At 75.0% G+C, this 17,762-nt stretch carries 17 protein-coding genes; 8 read left to right on the top strand and 9 right to left on the bottom strand.

The window, feature by feature from the left end; genetic code table 11:
- Positions 1–206: 206 nt before the first annotated feature.
- The 4 genes from GTY56_RS00085 to GTY56_RS00070 all read left to right on the top strand — a co-directional run bounded on the left by GTY56_RS00085 (position 207) and on the right by GTY56_RS00070 (position 3,418).
- A complete protein-coding gene (locus GTY56_RS00085; RefSeq protein WP_161361230.1) occupies positions 207–758 on the top strand; it encodes a tellurite resistance TerB family protein in 552 nt (183 codons plus the stop codon).
- A 653-nt stretch (positions 759–1,411) separates the two neighbouring features.
- Positions 1,412–2,383, top strand: a complete 972-nt coding sequence (bla, locus tag GTY56_RS00080; RefSeq protein ID WP_161361228.1) for a class A beta-lactamase — start codon at positions 1,412–1,414, stop codon at positions 2,381–2,383.
- On the top strand, positions 2,380–2,739 hold the full coding sequence (locus GTY56_RS00075; protein ID WP_161361226.1) for a DUF952 domain-containing protein: 360 nt from the start codon (positions 2,380–2,382) through the stop codon (positions 2,737–2,739). Before bla ends, GTY56_RS00075 begins: the two co-directional genes overlap by 4 nt.
- Positions 2,740–2,743: 4 nt before the next feature.
- Positions 2,744–3,418, top strand: coding sequence for a DUF4328 domain-containing protein (locus GTY56_RS00070; RefSeq protein WP_346345385.1), 675 nt, complete (start codon positions 2,744–2,746; stop codon positions 3,416–3,418).
- 378 nt (positions 3,419–3,796) lie between these two features.
- Here the strand turns inward: GTY56_RS00070 and GTY56_RS00065 are convergent, their stop codons facing one another.
- The 4 genes from GTY56_RS00065 to GTY56_RS00050 are packed head-to-tail and all read right to left on the bottom strand — an operon-like array spanning position 3,797 to position 5,814.
- The gene (locus GTY56_RS00065; protein WP_161361224.1) at positions 3,797–4,324 is read right to left on the bottom strand and encodes a hypothetical protein; all 528 of its coding nucleotides are present in this window, start codon (positions 4,322–4,324) and stop codon (positions 3,797–3,799) included.
- Positions 4,308–4,799: an RNA polymerase sigma factor gene (locus GTY56_RS00060; RefSeq protein ID WP_031113208.1), complete on the bottom strand. Its 492-nt coding sequence runs from the start codon at positions 4,797–4,799 to the stop codon at positions 4,308–4,310. The genes GTY56_RS00065 and GTY56_RS00060 overlap by 17 nt, the downstream gene beginning before the upstream one ends.
- A complete protein-coding gene (locus GTY56_RS00055; RefSeq protein WP_161361222.1) occupies positions 4,796–5,407 on the bottom strand; it encodes a class F sortase in 612 nt (203 codons plus the stop codon). The genes GTY56_RS00060 and GTY56_RS00055 overlap by 4 nt, the downstream gene beginning before the upstream one ends.
- A complete protein-coding gene (locus GTY56_RS00050) occupies positions 5,404–5,814 on the bottom strand; it encodes a Tat pathway signal sequence domain protein (RefSeq protein ID WP_161361220.1) in 411 nt (136 codons plus the stop codon). Before GTY56_RS00050 ends, GTY56_RS00055 begins: the two co-directional genes overlap by 4 nt.
- Before the next feature lie 222 nt (positions 5,815–6,036).
- Between GTY56_RS00050 and GTY56_RS00045 the strand changes: the two genes are divergently transcribed.
- From GTY56_RS00045 to GTY56_RS00035, 3 genes are all read left to right on the top strand, one after another.
- Entirely contained in the window at positions 6,037–7,374 is a 1,338-nt protein-coding gene (locus GTY56_RS00045) for a hypothetical protein (RefSeq protein WP_161361218.1), read from the top strand.
- A 93-nt stretch (positions 7,375–7,467) separates the two neighbouring features.
- On the top strand, positions 7,468–8,715 hold the full coding sequence (locus GTY56_RS00040) for an AAA family ATPase (RefSeq protein WP_161361216.1): 1,248 nt from the start codon (positions 7,468–7,470) through the stop codon (positions 8,713–8,715).
- Positions 8,716–8,798: 83 nt separating this feature from the next.
- Positions 8,799–10,343 (top strand): vWA domain-containing protein, encoded by a 1,545-nt coding sequence (locus GTY56_RS00035; protein WP_524540060.1) that lies wholly within the window; start codon positions 8,799–8,801, stop codon positions 10,341–10,343.
- Between the two features lie 5 nt (positions 10,344–10,348).
- Here the strand turns inward: GTY56_RS00035 and GTY56_RS00030 are convergent, their stop codons facing one another.
- From GTY56_RS00030 to GTY56_RS00010, 5 genes are all read right to left on the bottom strand, one after another.
- Entirely contained in the window at positions 10,349–10,987 is a 639-nt protein-coding gene (locus GTY56_RS00030; protein ID WP_161361212.1) for a response regulator, read from the bottom strand.
- The gene (locus GTY56_RS00025) at positions 10,984–12,174 is read right to left on the bottom strand and encodes a sensor histidine kinase (RefSeq protein ID WP_202509546.1); all 1,191 of its coding nucleotides are present in this window, start codon (positions 12,172–12,174) and stop codon (positions 10,984–10,986) included. The genes GTY56_RS00030 and GTY56_RS00025 overlap by 4 nt, the downstream gene beginning before the upstream one ends.
- Before the next feature lie 5 nt (positions 12,175–12,179).
- Positions 12,180–14,384: an MMPL family transporter gene (locus tag GTY56_RS00020; protein WP_161361208.1), complete on the bottom strand. Its 2,205-nt coding sequence runs from the start codon at positions 14,382–14,384 to the stop codon at positions 12,180–12,182.
- A 173-nt stretch (positions 14,385–14,557) separates the two neighbouring features.
- Positions 14,558–15,445: an amidohydrolase family protein gene (locus GTY56_RS00015; RefSeq protein ID WP_161361206.1), complete on the bottom strand. Its 888-nt coding sequence runs from the start codon at positions 15,443–15,445 to the stop codon at positions 14,558–14,560.
- Between the two features lie 96 nt (positions 15,446–15,541).
- A complete protein-coding gene (locus tag GTY56_RS00010) occupies positions 15,542–16,048 on the bottom strand; it encodes a hypothetical protein (protein WP_161361204.1) in 507 nt (168 codons plus the stop codon).
- Between the two features lie 118 nt (positions 16,049–16,166).
- On the opposite strand from GTY56_RS00010, the gene GTY56_RS00005 reads away from it, so the two are divergent.
- The gene (locus tag GTY56_RS00005; protein ID WP_161361202.1) at positions 16,167–17,510 is read left to right on the top strand and encodes a BTAD domain-containing putative transcriptional regulator; all 1,344 of its coding nucleotides are present in this window, start codon (positions 16,167–16,169) and stop codon (positions 17,508–17,510) included.
- Positions 17,511–17,762 lie beyond the last annotated feature (252 nt).

Below are 17,762 nucleotides of genomic sequence, written 5' to 3'. Positions count from 1 at the left end.
CTTCGCGGCGTTCCGCTTCGCCCCGCGCCTGAAGCCCCGGTCGCGCGACGCCTGACGCCCGGCCACGCAGACTGCCCGCCCCGGCACCGGGGCGGGCAGTCTCCGTTTCGTTTTGCGGAACCTTTGCCCGTGGGTCGGGCGTTGGAGGGGTGTGCGCGCGTGAGCGGGTGCGCCAGGTGATGCCGACTAGTACCGAGGTGACGTCAATGGCAGTGTGGGACCGGCTCAAGGACCAGGCCAAGGCTCTCCAGCAGAATCAGGGCGGCCGGGGTGCGACGACCGGTGGGCACAGCGGCGGGGCGAGGTCCGGCGGTGGCAGCAAGGCCCAGCTGGTCGGCCTGCTGAAGACGCAGCTCGGGTCGCTGAAGACCGAACTGAAGAGCGGTGCCTACCGGGACGCGAGCATGGCGATGTGCGCCCTGGTCGCGGCGGCCGACGGCCAGGTGGATCCGGCCGAGCGCCAGCAGGTCGAGTCGATGATCCTCAGCAACGAGGTGCTGCAGAACTTCCCGCCGGAGCAGCTGCGCACGCGGTTCAACAAGCATGTGGACCAGCTGACGGCCAACTTCCAGTACGGCAAGACGGAGGCGATGCAGGAGATCGCCAAGGCCGCCAAGAAGCCCACCGAGGCCAGGGCCGTGATCCAGACGGGCATGGTCATCGCCGGTGCGGACGGCCACTTCTCCCAGGCCGAGGCGACGGTCCTGCGCGAGGCCTGTGCGGCGCTGGGGGTGTCCCCGGCCGAGTTCCAGCTCTGACCGGGTGAGCCGGGCGCTGCTGCTCAGGGAGTGCGTAGGCGTACACGGCGGCCGGGCAGGCCGCCGTGCCGATCACGGCGTCGACGGCCGACGGGAGCACGGCGGTGCGGGTGACGGCCCTGGCCGGACACGCCACGGGGTCGTCCCCTACCGCGGGTGAGGCCGTCACAGGCGGCGACTGGGCCGGGCCCGTCGTCGGCAGCCTGCTTGCCGCCGCCCCGAAGGTGACCACGCGTGAGGCGGGACTCCGCAGGTCCGGGGGGGCGTGCCCACGCGCGCCGGTCGGGATCCCGCACTCCCGCAGGTCCGCTGGGGTGGTGCCACGTGGGTCGGCCGGGGCCGTACTCCCGCGGGCCAGGCGGAGCCGCGCCCCGGGTAGCCCGCTGGTGCCGCACCCGGGCCGTGGGCCGGATCCTCGCGGCGCACGTGGATCCGCTGGGGGGCGTGTTCCCGCAGGCCCGCCGGGGCCGTAGCCGCGCAAGCCCACGTGTGCCGCCCTCCCCCGCAGGCCCACCGGGACCGTACCCCCGCAACCCCGCCCCGTGCCGCACCCCGCAGATCCGCCTTGGTCCCCTGGCCCCAGGCCCCCCGTCCGGGCGCCCTGGCCCCCCAGCCCAGGCCCCCGCCCAGCCCTCCCCGCAAAGGAGCCCTGCATGACCGCCGACCGGACCGTGCCGGCCCGTCGGGCCCTTCTGGCCGTCGGGGCCCTGTTGCCCCTCACCGCGTGCGGGGCGGACGACCGGCCCGCAGGCGGGCCCGACCGCACTCCCGCGTCCACCGGCGCGCCGTCGCGGCGAGCGGCGGTCCACCGCCCCCGGCTGACGGATCTGGAGCGTGCGTACGGTGCGCGCGTCGGTGTCTACGCCCTCGCGACCGGCACCGGTGCCACGGTCGTCCACCGGGCCGGTGAACGCTTCGCGTTCTGCTCGACGTTCAAGGCCCTGGCCGCCGCAGCGGTCCTGCACCACCGCACCCTGAACGGCCTGGACCGGCGCGTCACCTACACCGAGGCCGACCTGCGCTCCACCGCACCGGTCACCGGCCGGCACGTCGCGACCGGCATGACTCTCCGTGAACTCTGCGACGCCGCCGTCCGCTTCAGCGACGGCACGGCGGGCAACCTGCTGATGCGCGACATCGGCGGCCCGCCGAAGCTCACCGCCTACTTGCGAAGCCTCGGCGACGAGGTCAGCCGCATGGACCACTACGAGCCCGAACTGCACGACGTACCGCCCGGCGACCCCGCGGACACCACCACCCCGCAGGCGATCGCCACCGACTTCCGCAGGCTCCTCCTCGGGACCGCCCTGCCCGCCCGGGAACGCCGGCTCCTCATGGACTGGCTCTCGCGCAACGCCACCGCCGTCGGAGCCCGCCGCATCCGGGCCGGACTCCCCGGTGACTGGAAGGTGGCCGACAAGACCGGCACGGGTGACTACGGCAGGGCCAACGACATCGCCGTCGTCCACCCGCCCCGCACCGAGCCGCTCGTCCTGGCCGTCATGACCGACCGGCCCGGCCGCGACGCCGAACCCTCCGACGCCCTGATCGCCGAGGCCACCCGGCGGACCATCGCCGCCCTGCGACTCCCGGGGATTCCGTCGCCGTCTATAACGGGGCCATGATCTATCACGTCGTACCGAGCACCGCCTGGGCCGGCACCGGCCGGTCCTACGCGCCCGACTCCCTCGCCGAGGAGGGCTTCGTGCACTGCTCCCCGGACGAGGCGACCACGCTGGCCGTCGTCAATGCCTTCTACCGGGACGCGCCCCGGCCCCTGCTGGTGCTCGCCCTGGACGAGAGGCGGCTCGCCGCCAGGGTGGAGTGGGAGGCGGCGGCCCCCGCCCCGCCGCCGGGGGTCGCCGGGGACGTCCTGTTCCCGCACGTGTTCGGCCCCCTCGACCGGGCCGCCGTCGACCACGTCCTGGAGGTGTGTTTCGACGAGCAGGGCAGGGCCTCGGAGCTGCGTACGGCAGGATGACCGGGTGATCGAACAGAAGTCCGCCCCGGACGCCCCTGCCCTCTCCCTGCGCCCCGTCCGGGGAGCGGCCCGCTGCGCCGTCGCGGCTCTCGCCCTCGCCGGGACCGCCTGGGCGGCCCGGGCGCTCTGGCACATCCGGCTCGCCACGGCCGGACAGCCGGCGTCCGGCCCGCCCGACCAGGGAGGCGGCGTGCACCGGCCCCTGAACGGCCTGGAGGACTCATACCACCTGGTCGCCTCCGTGGGCAGCGCCGTCACGGCCGTCTGCGTGATCGTGTTCCTGCTCTGGCTGGACCGCATGAGGGACAACGCCAAGGCCCTCTCGGGCACGGACCCGCGCTACGGCTACCCCTGGCTCTGGCTGGGCTGGATCGTGCCCGTGGTGAACCTGTGGATACCCCGGGGCATCGTCGCGGACGTCCACCGCTCGGTCTTCCCCGAGCGGCGGCTGCCCGCCGTCGTGAACTGGTGGTGGGGCCTGTGGCTGGCCGGGCTGGCCGGCGGCGCGGGGATCATCTACTCGGACGACACGGACGAGGTCATCGCCCGCGCCTACAGCGACGTCCTGCCCCTGCTCGCCGCCGACCTGGTGATCATCGCCGCGGCCGGTGCCGCCGCCCTCATGGTCCACACGCTCACGACGGCACAACAGGAGCACGTCGCCGGCCGGGACCAGTGACCGGGTCGCCGCGGCCGGTGCACCGACACGGCGAAGGAGGCCGTGACCGGCACCGGCGTCCCCAACCGCCCGCTGTGCTTCCGCAGTTCCTCGGCAGTGAGGTGACGCGCGGCCGGTCCCATGTCCACCAGGCGGGCGATGTCCTCGGCCGTGAGCCTCATCGCGTACTCCAGCGGCTCGGTGCGATCGAGCCGGAAAGCGGCGTCCAGGAACGCCGTCCGGGCCGAGGACGCGGGCGAACTCGGGGCCGTTGCGGGGTGCGAAGACGTTGAGGACGAGGTCGGCGCAGCCGGTGCGCACCGGCCCCGGCTGCCACACGTCCCAGCGGGCGGCCTCCGCACGGGCATGTGCGCGGGCCGCCGCGGCCAGGCCAACGGCTCACCCTGCCGCCCCCTCCCGGACTTGGGCGGTTGCCGTCCGCTCGTACGACGGAACGGGGCGTGCCGAGGTGGGGGTGGCCGACGGGGCGCGGGACGCTTCCGCCGGGCCGGTCACCTCCCTGTCGTGCGTGCCGGGGTCCGCCGCACGGGGGTCGTCGGTGGCCGGGCGGCGCGTGCCCGGGGACGACGGGCGCGACGACTCGGACGGGGACGGAACCGGGGTGGGTGACGCCGAAGGGGTGGGCGGCGCCGTCCGCGTGGCGGGCGGGGCCATCGGGACCGTCGGGGTCGTGGGGCGTTCGGGCGCCGTGTGGCGCAGGGGGATGCTGATGAGGACGGCCGCGACGCACGCCAGGCCCGCCCCGGCCGCGGTGCGCAGCAGGCGGCGGCGGGTCGCCCGGCGGCGGATCGTCTCGAACTGGCCGGGGGGCGCGCCCAGGTGGTCGGGGGAGGAGGGGCGCAGGATCACGGCGAGCGGGTCGTCCGGGCCGGGCTCCGGTCCGTCGTCGTCAAGGCGTGTGGTCAAGGCTTCTCCTCAGGTGGACGCGGAGCAGTTCCCGGGCCGCGTGCAGGTCGGCCTTGACGGTTCCTTCCTTGCGCCCGGTCAGTGCGGACACCTCCCGGATCGGCATGTCAGCGTAGTAGTGGAGGAGGATCGGGACGCGCAGTCGTTCCGGCAGGGACTGCACGAGCAGCCGCACCGACGGGTCCGCCTGTTCGGGGTGGGGGCGCACCGCGGCCTCCGAGGTGACGCGGTGCATCGCCCGGCGCTCGCGCTCCAGCTTGCGCCAGTGGTCCCGGACCAGGTTGGCCGCGGTGACGTAGAGGAAGCCGCGCGGCTCCTCCACGGACGTCCAGCGCGCCCAGAGCCGGGTGAACGCCTCCGAGGCGATCTCGTGGGCCGTTCCGTCGTCGTCGACGAGCCGGCGGCACCAGCCGGCGAGGCGCGGGTAGAGGGCGGCGAACAGCTCGGACGCTGCCTTCTCGCGGGACCGTTTCAACGCTCTCCAGGGGTGGGGGACTTCGTGCCGCTCAGCGCCGCGAACACGATCACGTTGTCCGCGTATCCGTCGCCGGTCCGCGCTCCGCCGCACGTGATCAGCCGCAGCTCCGGGCGGTTCACGTTCCCGTAGACGTCGTCCGCCGGGAAGTCGGTTTTGGGGACGGTCCGCACCGCCGTGACGGCGAACTGCGCCGCCGTGCCGTTCTCCAGGCGCGCCGTGATCCGCTCACCCCGGCGCAGCCGGGCGAGGTGCCGGAAGACACCGTCGCCGTACGGGCCGACGGTGACATGGCCGAGGAGCACCGACGGGCCGGTCTGGCCGGGCGTCGGCGAGTGCCGGTACCAGCCCGCCCGGTCGTGGGCCGTGACCGGCGGCACCTGCACCGTGCCGTCGGCCGCCAGGCCCAGCCGGAGGACCGGGGTGTCGACGCCGATCGACGGGATCAGCAGCCGCACCGGGACCGAACGGGCCAGGGGCCGTGCCCTCCTGGCCGGGACCGGCGAAGCGGTGGTCCCCGGCCGCGGCGGGCTGCCCTGGCCCGCGCACGCCGTCAGCAGGGACGCCAGGGCCCCGGCCGTGACCGCGCGCCTGGAGAACGAGCTCATGCCCCCGTCGCCCGGCGGCGGCGTACGACGAAGACCGTGCCGCCGCCCAGGGCGAGCACCGCGGCGGCGCCCGCGCCGAGAGCCGTGCCGTCGCTCCCGGAGGCCGTGGACGCGGCCACACCGGTGTCCGGCGCGCCGCTCGGCACGCGGGAGACCTGCCCCTCGGCGGGCGCCCGGGTGGGTTCGTCGGTGGCCGGCGCCGGGGTCGGTTCGGCCGCCCGGGTCGGTTCGTCAGTGGCCGGCGCCGGGGTCGGTTCGGCGCTCTTCTCCGGCTGGGTGGTGGGCGCGGCGGACGCCGGGACCGGGCTCGGGGTCGAGGTCGAGGTCCCGTCCGCGAATGCGGGCCCGGTGCCCATCAGTACGGCGGTGCCCGCGAGGGCCAGGGCACTGAGGAGGGTTCGGCGCATGGAATCGCACTCCTTCGTCGGTCCGCCCGACGGTCGGGCTGGGTGACAGATCGTGCGGAGAGACGAGGCGGCGCCGGGACGGGTTGCAAAGAGATGGCAAAGCCGCCGCAGGGGGCCCGAAATAACCTGTCGCGCGCGGGAGTCGGGGCCGTTAGCATCCGTCGCGATGACGACTCACTCTGTGAACAGATTGGGGGACCCGTCCGCGCAAGGTGAGTGCTGATGCTCACCGACCTCGCGAACGGGGACTCCCCGCTTTCCTTCTGGCCGCGCGTGCGCGAGTTCGCCGTGCCGCCCTCCATGATCGAGACTGCGACCGCGCGCCGCCGTGCCGGTGACTGGGCGGGCGCCTGCGCCGCCGCGAACATCGACGTCGACCTCCAGCCCCGGCTCCTGGCCCGGCGCCACGGACGGGAGTTCGCCGCCGGGCTCCGCGCCGACCTCCGGCACCTCGCCCCCGACCTGCTGCGCTGGCACATGCCGAGGATCGCCCCCGACGGGCTGCTGCGGCCGGGCCTGACCATCACCCTGGCCCGCTACGGCACCCCCGGACCCGGAGCACTGCACCTCGTGGTGCGGACGCCGCCGGCCTGGGCGGACGCCGGTCAGCGGATCAGCCTCGCCCTGTGGGACGCCTCCCGCGCGCGGGAAGCCCACCGGCATCATCCGCACCCGCGCCCCAGCCGGCGTTTCCGGCTCGACCTGCACCGCCACCTGTGGGACGCGCGCCGGGCCGGTGAGCTGCGGGCGCGGTCCGGCGAGGGCGGTGAGGACCCCGACCCGGCCGGGCCGCCGACGCTCGGACAGCGGTGCGCGGTCGACCGGTGGGCGGCCGAGGCGGAGCTCCTGCTGCGGGCCGAACGACGGTCCGGTGGCAAGGTCTCCGTGCGCCTCGGGGCGCGCCACCGGGTCGTCCTGGAGGTGTCCGGCGACGGTGAGCGGACGGCGATGTCGTACGCACGCGCCCCCGACGCCTCGCTCCCCGTACTGCCCGACGCGGCGACCTGGGTGCTGCCCGACCTGGAGCTGCTGCGGGCCGGGGCGATCGACGCCGGGCGGCTGCATCCGCTGGTCGCTTCGGCGCTGGGGGCCGGGCGGACCGGCAGCCCCGCCCTGCCGCGACGGGCCGGGGATCCGCGGGTGGTGGAGTGCCGGGGCGCCCGGCACCGCATCGGCCTGGTCGACGGCGCACTGGCCGCCCTCGACCACGACCCGGACGAGATCCGGCGGGAGGAACTGCTCGCCGCCTTCGGCGGTCCGCCGCTGCCCTGTCTGCGGGCCGTCGACGAGGCACACCGTCGTCCCGACTGCCTCCCCGGCGTCCGCGAACGCCTCCACCACGGCGACATCGCCGGTGCGCTCGCCGCGGTCGAGAGCCTGCTCGGCCCCGAGGCGGTGCTGCGCGACGGCCCGCTGCGGGACGCGCTGGAGACGGCCGCACGACGGCGCATCGCCCACGGGCTGTACCGCGCGGGCCTCGATGGTCCCTCGCCCGGCAGCCGGCGCGCCTGGGACCGCCGCCGCTCCCGCGACGACGGCCCGCACCCACGCCACATGTGACCCGGCCCCACCCGGCCGGGGCGAACGCCCTGCCCCCGGCCCCGCCCTTCATCCCACCGAGACGGCTCACCACCGGCACACAGGTGATCACCCATGCGCTCTCACACCTCGTTCCCGTCCGACACCGCCGCCCAGCTCGACGTGGCCGGTGACCTGCTCGCCCTGCTGCGGGACACCACCACCGAACCCCGCCCCGACACCCAGCTGGAGGCCCTCACCCTGGCCGTCGCCGCCGACCTGCCCGTGCTGCTGTGGGGCGAACCGGGCATCGGCAAGACCGCGGCCCTGACCCAGCTCGCCACCGCCCTGGACCTGCCCCTGACCACGGTGATCGCGAGCGTGCACGAGCCGTCCGACTTCTCGGGGCTGCCGGTCGTCGGCGACGACCCCGCCGAGCAGGGCGTGCCGATGGCCCCGCCGGACTGGGCCGTGCGCCTGGTGCGGGCCGGGCGGGGACTGCTCTTCCTCGACGAACTCTCCACCGCGCCGCCCGCCGTTCAGGCCGCCCTGCTCCGGCTCGTGCTGGAACGGCGGATCGGCGCGCTGCGTCTGCCGCCGGGTGTGCGGATCGTGGCCGCCGCCAACCCGCGCTCCTCGGCCGCGGACGGCTGGGAGCTGAGCCCTCCCCTCGCCAACCGCTTCGTCCACCTGCAGTGGACGCACGACACCGACGTCGTCGTCCGCGGCCTCGGCGGGACCTGGCCCCGGGCGACGCTGCCCCGGCTCGACCCGGACAACCTCCCGGAGGCCGTGGACTTCGCCCGCCGGGCCGTGTGCGGGCTGCTCACCGCCCGCCCCGGCCTCGCCCACCGGCTGCCCGGAGGGGAGAGCCGCCGGGGCGGGCCGTGGCCGTCTCCGCGCAGCTGGGAGATGACGCTGCACCTGATCGCCTTCGCGACCGCGGCCGGCTCCTCCCGTGACGTCCTCTCCCTGCTGGTCCGGGGCACCGTCGGGGACGGGCCCGGCCTCGAACTGCTGGCGAGCCTGGACCGGATGGACCTCCCGGACCCCGAGACGTTGCTGGCCGACCCGGCCGGCGCGGTGCTGCCGGAGCGCGGCGACCTGCGGCAGGCCACGCTGGACGGCGTCGTGGCCGCCGTGCGCAACCGCCCGGAGCGACTGCGCTGGGACGCGGCCTGGGCGCTCCTGGTGAAGGCCCTGGAGACCGGCCCCCCGGACGTGGTGGTCGTCCCCGCCACCACGCTCGCGGCCCTGCGCCGCGACGACTGGGACGTTCCGGCGTCCATCGAGCGGCTGGCCGGAGTGGTCTCCTTGTCCCGGCGGGCGGACCGGACCACGGCCGCCGTCGCGGCCGCTGCCGCGGCGAAGGCGGGCCGGTGACGGCGGGCAGCCGAGACCGCGGACGAGACCGCGGCCGGGACGAGCCGGCGGTGACCGGCGCGCACGGGGTGGCCCTTGGGCCGATGGCGACGGGTGTGCCTGAGGCGGTCTTCGGGGCGGCGGCCACTGGTGGGCCTGATGCGGACCCCGGGTCGACGGTGACCGGCGCGCCTGGGGTGGCCCTTGGGCGGATGGCGACGGGTGTGCCTGAGGCGGTCTTCGGGGCGGCGGCCACTGGTGGGCCTGAGGCGGCTCTCGGGGCGGTGGCCACTGGTGGGCCTGAGGCGGCTCTCGGGGCGGCGGCCACCGGTAGGCCTGAGGCGGACCCCGGGCCGACGGTGACCGGCGCGCACGGGGCGGCCCCTGGGCCGACGGCGCCCGGTGCGCACGGGGCCGCCCCCAGGGTCCTCGACCGGGACAAGCTCTTCACGGCCCGCCTGCACGCCGCCCGCGTCCGCCCCTACCTCGCCACGGCCCTCTTCGCCCTGCACGTCGTCGAGTCGCGGCGGGTGCCGACGATGGGTGTCGACCGCTACTGGCGGTGCTACGTGTCGCCGGCGTACGTGGACCGCACGCCGGTCGAAGAACTGGCCGGGGTGTGGGTGCACGAGGTGTCGCACCTGCTGCGCGACCACCACGCCCGCAGCGACCGGGTCGCCCGCGAGCGGGGCCTGCACGGCCCGGGGGAGCGGCTGCGGATGAACATCGCCGCGGACTTCGAGATCAACGACGACGTCTACGGCGACGGCCTGGCCCGCCCGGAGGGAGTCGTCGAACCGGGCCATCTCGGCCTGTCGGAGAACGAGTTGATGGAGGAGTATCTGCGGCAGTTCACCCTGGGTCCGCGCTCACAGGACCTGGCGTGGCTCGACTGCGGCAGCGGCGCCGACGGTCTGGACCGGGAGTGGGAACTGGGCCCGGACGGCGCGCACGGCCTGAGCGAGCAGGAGCGGGACGCGGTCCGCTTCCGGGTCGCCCAGGGCATCAACGGCCGCCCCGGCAGCACCCCGCAGGGCTGGCGGCGCTGGGCCGAGGAGGCCTTCCACCCGCCCCAGCCGTGGCGGCAGCTGCTGGGTGCGGCGGTCCGCTCGGCGGCGTCCGCCCCCGGGGTGGGTGAGGACTACACCTACGGCCGCCCCGCCCGCCGCTCCACCGCCCTGCCCGGCACGATCCTGCCGAGCCTGCGCCGCCGCCCGCCCCGCGTCGCCGTCGTCATCGACACCTCCGGCTCGGTCAGCGACGCCGAACTGGGCAGCGCCCTGCTGGAAGTGGCCGCGATCGCCCGGGCCGTGGGCGGCCGCCGTGACCTGGTCACCGTCGTGCCCTGCGACGCCTCCGCCGGTCTCGCCCGCCGCCTGTGCAGCACCGAGGGCATCCCGCTGACGGGCGGTGGCGGCACGGACCTGCGGGCCGGTTTCACCCGAGCCCTGCGCACCCGCCCGGCCCCCGACGTCATCGTCGCCCTCACCGACGGCCAGACCCCCTGGCCGGGCACCCGGCCCCCCTGCCGCACGGTGATCGGCCTGTTCCCGCGCCCGTACCGGAGCCACGCCTACGACGAGTCCGACCCCGAGTACGTCCCGGACACACCCCCGGCGTGGGCCCGCGTGGTGGACATCGGCTCCTGAACGCCCTACGGCCGGTGCAGCAGCCCCCGTTCCATCGCCACCACCACCGCCCTCGTCCGGTCGTTCACGTCGAGCTTGGCGAACAGGCGGAGCAGGTGCGTCTTCACCGTGGCCTCGGCGATGACGAGGCGCCGGCCGATCTCGGCGTTGGTGAGGCCGTCCGCGACCGCGTTCAGGACGTCCGCCTCGCGGGCCGTGAGGGGGACCGGGGCGGGCTGGCGCATCCGGGCGACCAGGCGCTCGGCGACCCGGGGTGCCAGCACGGTCTCCCCGCGGGCCGCCGCGTGGATCGCGTCGGCCAGCTGCTCACGGGTGGTGTCCTTCAGGAGGTAGCCGATCGCCCCGGCCTCCACCGCGCGCTCGATCTCCGCGTCCGTGTCGTAGGTGGTCAGGATCAGCACCCGGGTGCGGGGGAAGCGCGCCACGATCTCGCTCGTCGTGGCCACGCCGTCCAGGACGGGCATCCGCAGGTCGACCAGGGCGACATCGGGTGCGTGGCGTGCGACGAGGTCGAGGGCGGCGCGGCCGTCGCCCGCCTCGCCGACGATCTCGATGCCGGTCCCGGCGGCGAGGAGGGCCACCACTCCGGCGCGCATGACGGTGTGGTCGTCGACGACGACGATGCGCAGCGGTCGGTCCGTCACGCCGCGGCCCCCAGCGGTATCAGCGCCAGGACCCGGGTCCCGTCCCCCACCGAACTCGTCACCGTCAGCCTCCCGCCCAGTTCCGCCAGTCGCTTGCGCATGCCGTCCAGACCGAAGCCCGACGACGCCTCCACCAGGAACCCCGCCCCGTCGTCGGTGATCTCGAGCTCCACCCCGTACGGCTGCCGGGCCAGGACCACGCCGACCGTGGAGGCCCGGGCGTGCTTGCGGACGTTGGCCAGCGATTCCTGGGTGCAGCGCAGCAGCGCGATCCGGGTCTGCTGGTCGCACTCCAGGTCCTCCAGTTCGGCGTCGACGGTGAGACCGGTGTCCTCGGCGAAACGGTCCAGGGTGCGGCGGAGGGTCTCCGTCACCGAACCCGACGCGGTCTGGTCCGGCCGCCGGCCCGAGCCGACCAGCTCCCGCGCCTCGGCGAGGTTCTCCCGGGCGGTGGACTCGATCGACCGCAACTGCTGGGCGCTGCGGCCCGCTTCGGAGCCGAGCCCCGCCCGGGCCGCCTCGGCGAGCACGATGATCGAGGCGAAGCCCTGCGCGAGGGTGTCGTGGATGTCCCGGGCCATCCGCTCCCGCTCGTCCGCCGCACCCTGGCGCTGGTGCGCCTCGGTCAACTCGGCCTGGGCCGCCTCCAGTTCCGCCAGGAGCCGGGCCCGTTCGGCGCTCTGCGCGACCACGGAGTGCGCCCACAGCCCGATCAGCGCCCCCACGGCGACGACGAGCAGCGTCGACACGAGCGTCTCGGTGAAGAACTCCACCGTCCAGCCGTCGTCCCGCAGCACGCTTCCGGCCAGGGTCGCGGCCGTGGCGAGCCCCAGGAACACCATCGAGACCCTCGGTGTCCGCCCGAACATCCAGTAGTGCGGCAGCGTCACCATGAACAGGGCCGCGTAGTTGCCGCGCAGGTACGCCAGTCCGCCGAGCGCCACCACCAGCACCGACAGATACACCTCCGGCCGGACGACGGGGTGGGCGGGGAAGCGGTACAGGACCGCGTAGGACACCACCACCGCACCCAGCAGGGCCAGCGCCGCGTACTTGCTCCCGCCGGGACGGTCGATGGCGACCAGGCCGACGGCCATCACGGCGAACAACAGCCAGCACACCGCGTTCCAGCGGCGCAGCGTGGTGGTCCAGAACGTGTCGGAGGCGGCCCCGGCGAGAGCGGTCATACCGATCAACGTACGTCGACCGCCGGACGGGAGGAGGGGCTTTTCTCCGGGCCGGCGAGTGCCCGGCGCACCGCCCGCGAGGGCCACCAGCTCGACTCGCCGAGCAGCAGCATCGCCGCCGGCAGGACCATGACGCGCACCACGAACGCGTCGATGAGCACGGCCGCCGCCAGGACGAAGCCGATCTGCTTCATCTCGATGATGTGCAGGAAGACGAAGCCGGCGAACACGGTCGTCATCACCACCGCGGCGCTGGTCACCACGCTCGCCGAGGACCGGATGCCGTCCAGCACCGCCTGCCGCGTGGGCACCCCGGCGAGCGCCGCCTCCCGGATCCGGCTCACCACGAACACCTGGTAGTCCATCGACAGTCCGAAGAGGATCACGAAGAGGAACAGCGGCACGCGCGACCCGATCGAGCCGGTGGACTCGAAGCCCAGCAGGCCCTCCGCCCAGGTCCCCTGGAAGACCAGCACGAGCAGTCCGAGCGCCGCCGCCGCGGACAGCAGGTTCAGGGCGACGCCGAGCACCCCGAGGACCACCGAGCGGAAGGCGTACACGGTCATCGCGAACGTCACCAGCAGCAACGCCCCCATCACCAGCGGCAGTCGGCTGTTCTGGTGGGCGGGATAGTCGGCGTAGCGGGCGACGTCACCGCTCACGCCGTACTCGGCGCCGCTGATCCGGCCGACGGTGGCCGGCAGGAAGTCGTCCCGGAGCCGGTCGAGGGAGTCGTACGCCTCCTCGGAGTTGCCGAGGTGGGGCACCTTCAGTTCGAGGGTGCCGGTGCGGTCGTCTGCCGAGGTCCGGATCCGTGACGCCCCGGTGAACAGCGGGTCGGCCGCCGCCCGCCGGGCCACCTGCCGCAGGGCGGCGGTCACCTCCGCCGACCGCGAGGCGTCGGCCCGCACGACGACCTGGTGGGTCACCCGCTGCTCGGGGAACGCCTCGTTCAGCCGGTCGTACACCCGCATCGCGGGGATCTCGCGGGAGTGCGTGTCCCGGCTCATCTCGGTGATCTTCAGCCCGGACAGCGGGAGGGCCAGGGCCAGCAGCGCCAGCACCGACACGCACAGGGTGGCCAGGGGGTGCCGGGCCGCGGGGCGCAGCAGCGCGTTCCACATCCGGCCGCCGCCACCCCCGCCCCGCACCCTGCGGGCGGGCTTCCCGCGCTCCGCCCTCCGCAGCGCCCGGCGCTCCGCCCGCCGCCCCAGCTTCACCAGCAGCGCGGGCAGGGCCGTCAGCGAACTGGCCACCGCCACCAGGACGACCACGATGGTGCCGGTCGCGAGGGACGAGAAGATCACGTCGGAGGCCAGGTACAGCGTCGCCGTGGAGGCGACCACCGCGAACCCGGAGACCACGACCGCCCGCCCCGAGGTCGCCGCGGCCAGCTCCACCAGGGCCTCGGAGGACAGCCGCCCGCCGGAGCGGGCCCGTTCCTCCCGCTCGCGCTTGAGGTAGAAGAGCGTGTAGTCGACGCCGACCGCGAGGCCGATCATCAGGATGACGTTCGTACCGACCCCGGCGTCGGGCGACACGTGCGAGACGACCATCGAGAGGCCGACCGCCGCCGCGATCGACGACAGCGCCAGCAGCAACGGCACCCCGGCCATGGTCACCGACCCGAACACGACCAGCAGGGTGAGCAGGGTGACGGGCAGGGTGATCGCCTCGGACAGCGCCAGGTCGTCACTGCGCTGCCGGTCGACCCCCTTGCTGACGGAAGGACTTCCGGTCTCCTCCAGCAACAGCCCGGGGTGGCTCTCCTGCACCGCCGCCGTCTGCGCCAGCAGTACGTCGACCTTGTCCTTGGCGTCGCGCTCCTCGCCCTTCAGCGTCACCTCGACCATCAGGGTCCGCCGGTCGCCGGACAGCAACGGGTCGGCCACGCCCGCCACTTCGGGCAGCCGCCGCATCCGGTCGGTCAGGTCCTTCGCGGCGGCCCGGGCGGTGCCCTGGTCCAGGGCACCGCCCGAGCGGGAGGAGATCAGCACCTGTTCGGCGGGCCGGCGCTCCAGCTGGGCCTCGGCCGCGAGGGTCTCGGCCCGGCCGGCCTCACCGACCCGGTAGTCCGCCGTCTTCGCGCTGTTGATGCCGACGGCACTGCCCGCCCCCAGGCACAGCACCACGAACACCAGCCAGCCGACGATCGCCCGCCAAGGATGTCGCGCACTCCAGCGCGCCACGCGCACAGTCAGTGGATTCATGCCCAAAAGCGTTGCTGAACAGGGCGGTTGCGGGACAGAGGCAGTCGGTGGAACCTGCCGTCCACCGTTCGGTGGACCCGGCCCCGGGGGGGTGTCCCCACCCCGGCCGGGGGGTCAGCCCGGCTTCTTGGAAGGTGCCGCGAGGTCGGTCGCTTCCTGGCCGGCCGGCGCGGTCAGAGGCCGAAGAGCTCCGCCGCGTTGTCGTGGCACACGGCCCTCAGCCACGCGTCCCCGAGGCCCAGCCGCTCCAGGGCGTGGAGCTGGTCCGCGTACGGGTAGGGAATGTTGGGGAAGTCGGAGCCGAGCAGAATGCGGTCGCCGGCGTCCGCCAGCCGGGGCAGGGCCCGGCGCGGGAACGGCGCGAGCCGCTCGGCGAAGCCGGTGAACGCCATCGTCGTGTCCAGCCGCACCTCCCCGTACCGCTCGGCGAGGCCGAGGAACTCCTCGTACTCGGGCATCCCCATGTGGGCGACGATCAGCCGGAGCCGGGGGTGCTCCGCCAGCACCCGTGCGATCGGCCCGGGGCCGGTGTGCTTGCCGGGCGCGGGGCCGGAACCGCAGTGGATCACCACGGGGACCCCGGCCTCGGCCAGCACGCCCCACGCCGGGCGGAGCAGCTCGTCGGCCGGGTCGTAGGCCCCCACCTGCACATGCGCCTTGAAGACCCGCGCGCCCGCCGCGACGGCCTCCCGGACGTAGGCTTCGACGCCCGGCTCGGGGAACAGGGTCGCGGTGTGCAGACAGTCCGGGGTGCGGCGCGCGAAGCCGGCCGCCCAGCCGTTCAGCCAGCGGGCCATGCCGGGCTTGTGCGGGTAGAGCATCGCGGTGAAGGCCCGCACGCCGAACCCCCGGAGGATCCGCGTCCGTTCGGCCTCTTCCTCCCGGTAGGTGATGGGCCACTCCAGTCCGCCGGTGAGCGGCCCGAGCGCGTCGAAGTACTCCCAGACCTTGTTCAGGACCCGCTCGGGCATGAAGTGCGTGTGCACGTCGACGAGGCCGGGGAGCCCGAGCCGCCCCCAGAAGCGGCGGATGTCGTCGGGCTCGTCACCGTGATCGTTCATGGTGCCCACGATCGGGCGGGGCGCGGCCGCGGGGCCAGTGCCGTGCGCGGCAGTTCGATGAGGGATGTGTCACGCCCGCCGCGCCCCGCATGCACGTCAGCCGATGCGGGCGCACAGGTCGTCCGTGTTCCCGTGGACGAGGTGCACGGACTTGTAACCGGTGGGGCCGATGTCCATCGTGTAGACGCCGTCGACGATGTACAGGCCGCGCGGCAGGGTGCCACCGCCCTCCCCGACACCGACGAACACCGGGCCGTGCACGGCCCAGCGCTGTGATCCGTCGCGCCGGTACTCGACGACGGCCGAACCGCTCGCGTCGGCGTCGTGGGTGGCGCCGGTCCCGGTGTTCGTGACGCGGATGACCAGATCGCCCTGGTAGGCGACCCGCCGCGCGGAGCCGTCGGGGTAGGTGCTCAGCACCCGCCGCACCACCTCGTCGACGACGGGCTCGCCGTGGACGGGGAAGTCGCACCGCACACCTGCGGCGACGTCCCACGGTGCGGAGGGCGCGGGCTCCCAGCCGGGCCCGGGCGCGGCGGACGCGGGCTGCGTGCCGAGGAGCGCGGCCACGAGTGCCAAAGGGGCGAGGGCGGTTCGACGCATGGTTCTCCCTGTCCGGAGGGGCGAAAGGACGGTGCGCCGAAGTCTGACCCCTGCTCCTGACCAAAGCCTCACCACTGCCGGCCCCGGCCCCGCCGCGCGGTTACCCTGCCGGACAGTCATGGATTTCCAGCTGCTCGGTCCGTTCGCCGCCCGTCACGAGGGGCGGCCGGTGCTGCTCGGCAGCCGCCGTCAGGAGCGGTGCCTGCTCGCGGTCCTGCTGCTGCACGCCGGCCACCCCGTCCCGACCGGCCGCCTCATCGACCTCCTCTGGGACGACGCCCCGCCCGCCTCGGCCCGCGCCACCGTCCACACCTACGTCGGCCGGCTCCGCGCCGCACTCCGGCCGTACGGGGTGTCCGTCGAGACCCGGCACGACGGCTACGCCGTGGAGCGGGGCCCGCACCGGATCGACGCGCAGGAGTTCACCGAGCTCGTGGGGCACGCGGCCGACGCCCGTGACCCGATGGAGCGGATCGGCCACTACGACCGTGCCCTCGCGCTCTGGCGCGGCCCTCTGCTCGCGGATGTCGCCGACGACCGGCTGCGTTCGCGGCTCGACGGCAGGCTGGGCGAACTGCGGCTGTCGGCGGTGGAACGACGGGCGGAGGCCCAGCTCGCCACGGGGCTGCCCGAGAGGGTCGTCGCGGACCTGACGCTGCTGCTCCCGGAGCATCCGGCCCGTGAGCGCCTGGTCGCCGCGCAGATGACCGCCCTGCACCGCACCGGCCGCCGGGCCGAAGCGCTCCGGCTCTACGACCGTACCCGCGCCGTCCTCGCGACCGACCTCGGCATCGGCCCGAGCCGTGAACTGCGCACCTTGCACGAGCGGATGCTGAACGGCGACCCCCGGCTGGACCGGCCGCCCGGGCCCGTCTACGCGGTACGGGTCGACGACCAGTGGCTCCCGTGGAGCACGAGCGGGCACCCCGCGCTGGAGTTCTGCAACACCTACGCCGGGTGGGGCGGGGACCGGCTGCCCGGGTCGGAGTGGCTGCCCGGCTACGCCACGCTCGCCGTGTGGGCCGGACACCTGGACCTGATCGGGCACCGGCAGACCGCCCGGCTGCGGGAACGGGCCCTGCTCCGGCCGGACGAGGCCGCCGCCGCCCTCGACGAGGCCCGGCGTTTCCGCACGGACCTCTACGCCTGCCTGACCGACCCGCAGGACGGCCGGGCGTTCAAGGCGGTCGCCGCGGTGGTGCAGGAGGCCGCGGGTCTTTCGGTCTTCACCCGGGGCGAGGACGGCCTGGGCCGCTGGCAGCCGTCCCCGTCCGCCGGGCTGCGTCTGCCTCTGCACGCGGTGGCCCGCACGGCGGGTGAACTCCTCGCCGACCCCCGCCGCTTCACCGTCCGCACCTGCCCCGCCCCCGACTGCGGCTGGTTGTTCCTCGACGAGAGCGGCCGCCGCAGGTGGTGCAGCCTGCGCACGTGCGGGGCGGGACGGGGCTGTGGTGTGAGCTGAGGGGGCGGACGGGCGGCCTGTCGCCGGGCGGAGTGGACGGGCGGCCCGCTGCCGGACGGGGCTGCGGCGGTCCGCTGATGGCGGACGGCGGAGTTTTCACGCGTTCCGGGCCGGGTCTGTTCCCGGCGGGACTCCGGCGTGTGTTGGGGGTGGCGGCAGGCCGCTCGTCGCCGGGCGGGACTGCTGCGGCCGGCCGGCCGGCGGCGGACGGCGGAGTTTTCACGCGTCCGGGCCGGGTCTGTTCCCGGCGGG

The organism is Streptomyces sp. SID5643, assembly GCF_009872555.1.
Taxonomy (GTDB): Bacteria; Actinomycetota; Actinomycetes; order Streptomycetales; family Streptomycetaceae; genus Streptomyces; species Streptomyces iakyrus.
Note: the sequence above shows the minus strand (reverse complement) of the source record. Positions and strands in the feature narration are given on the sequence as shown.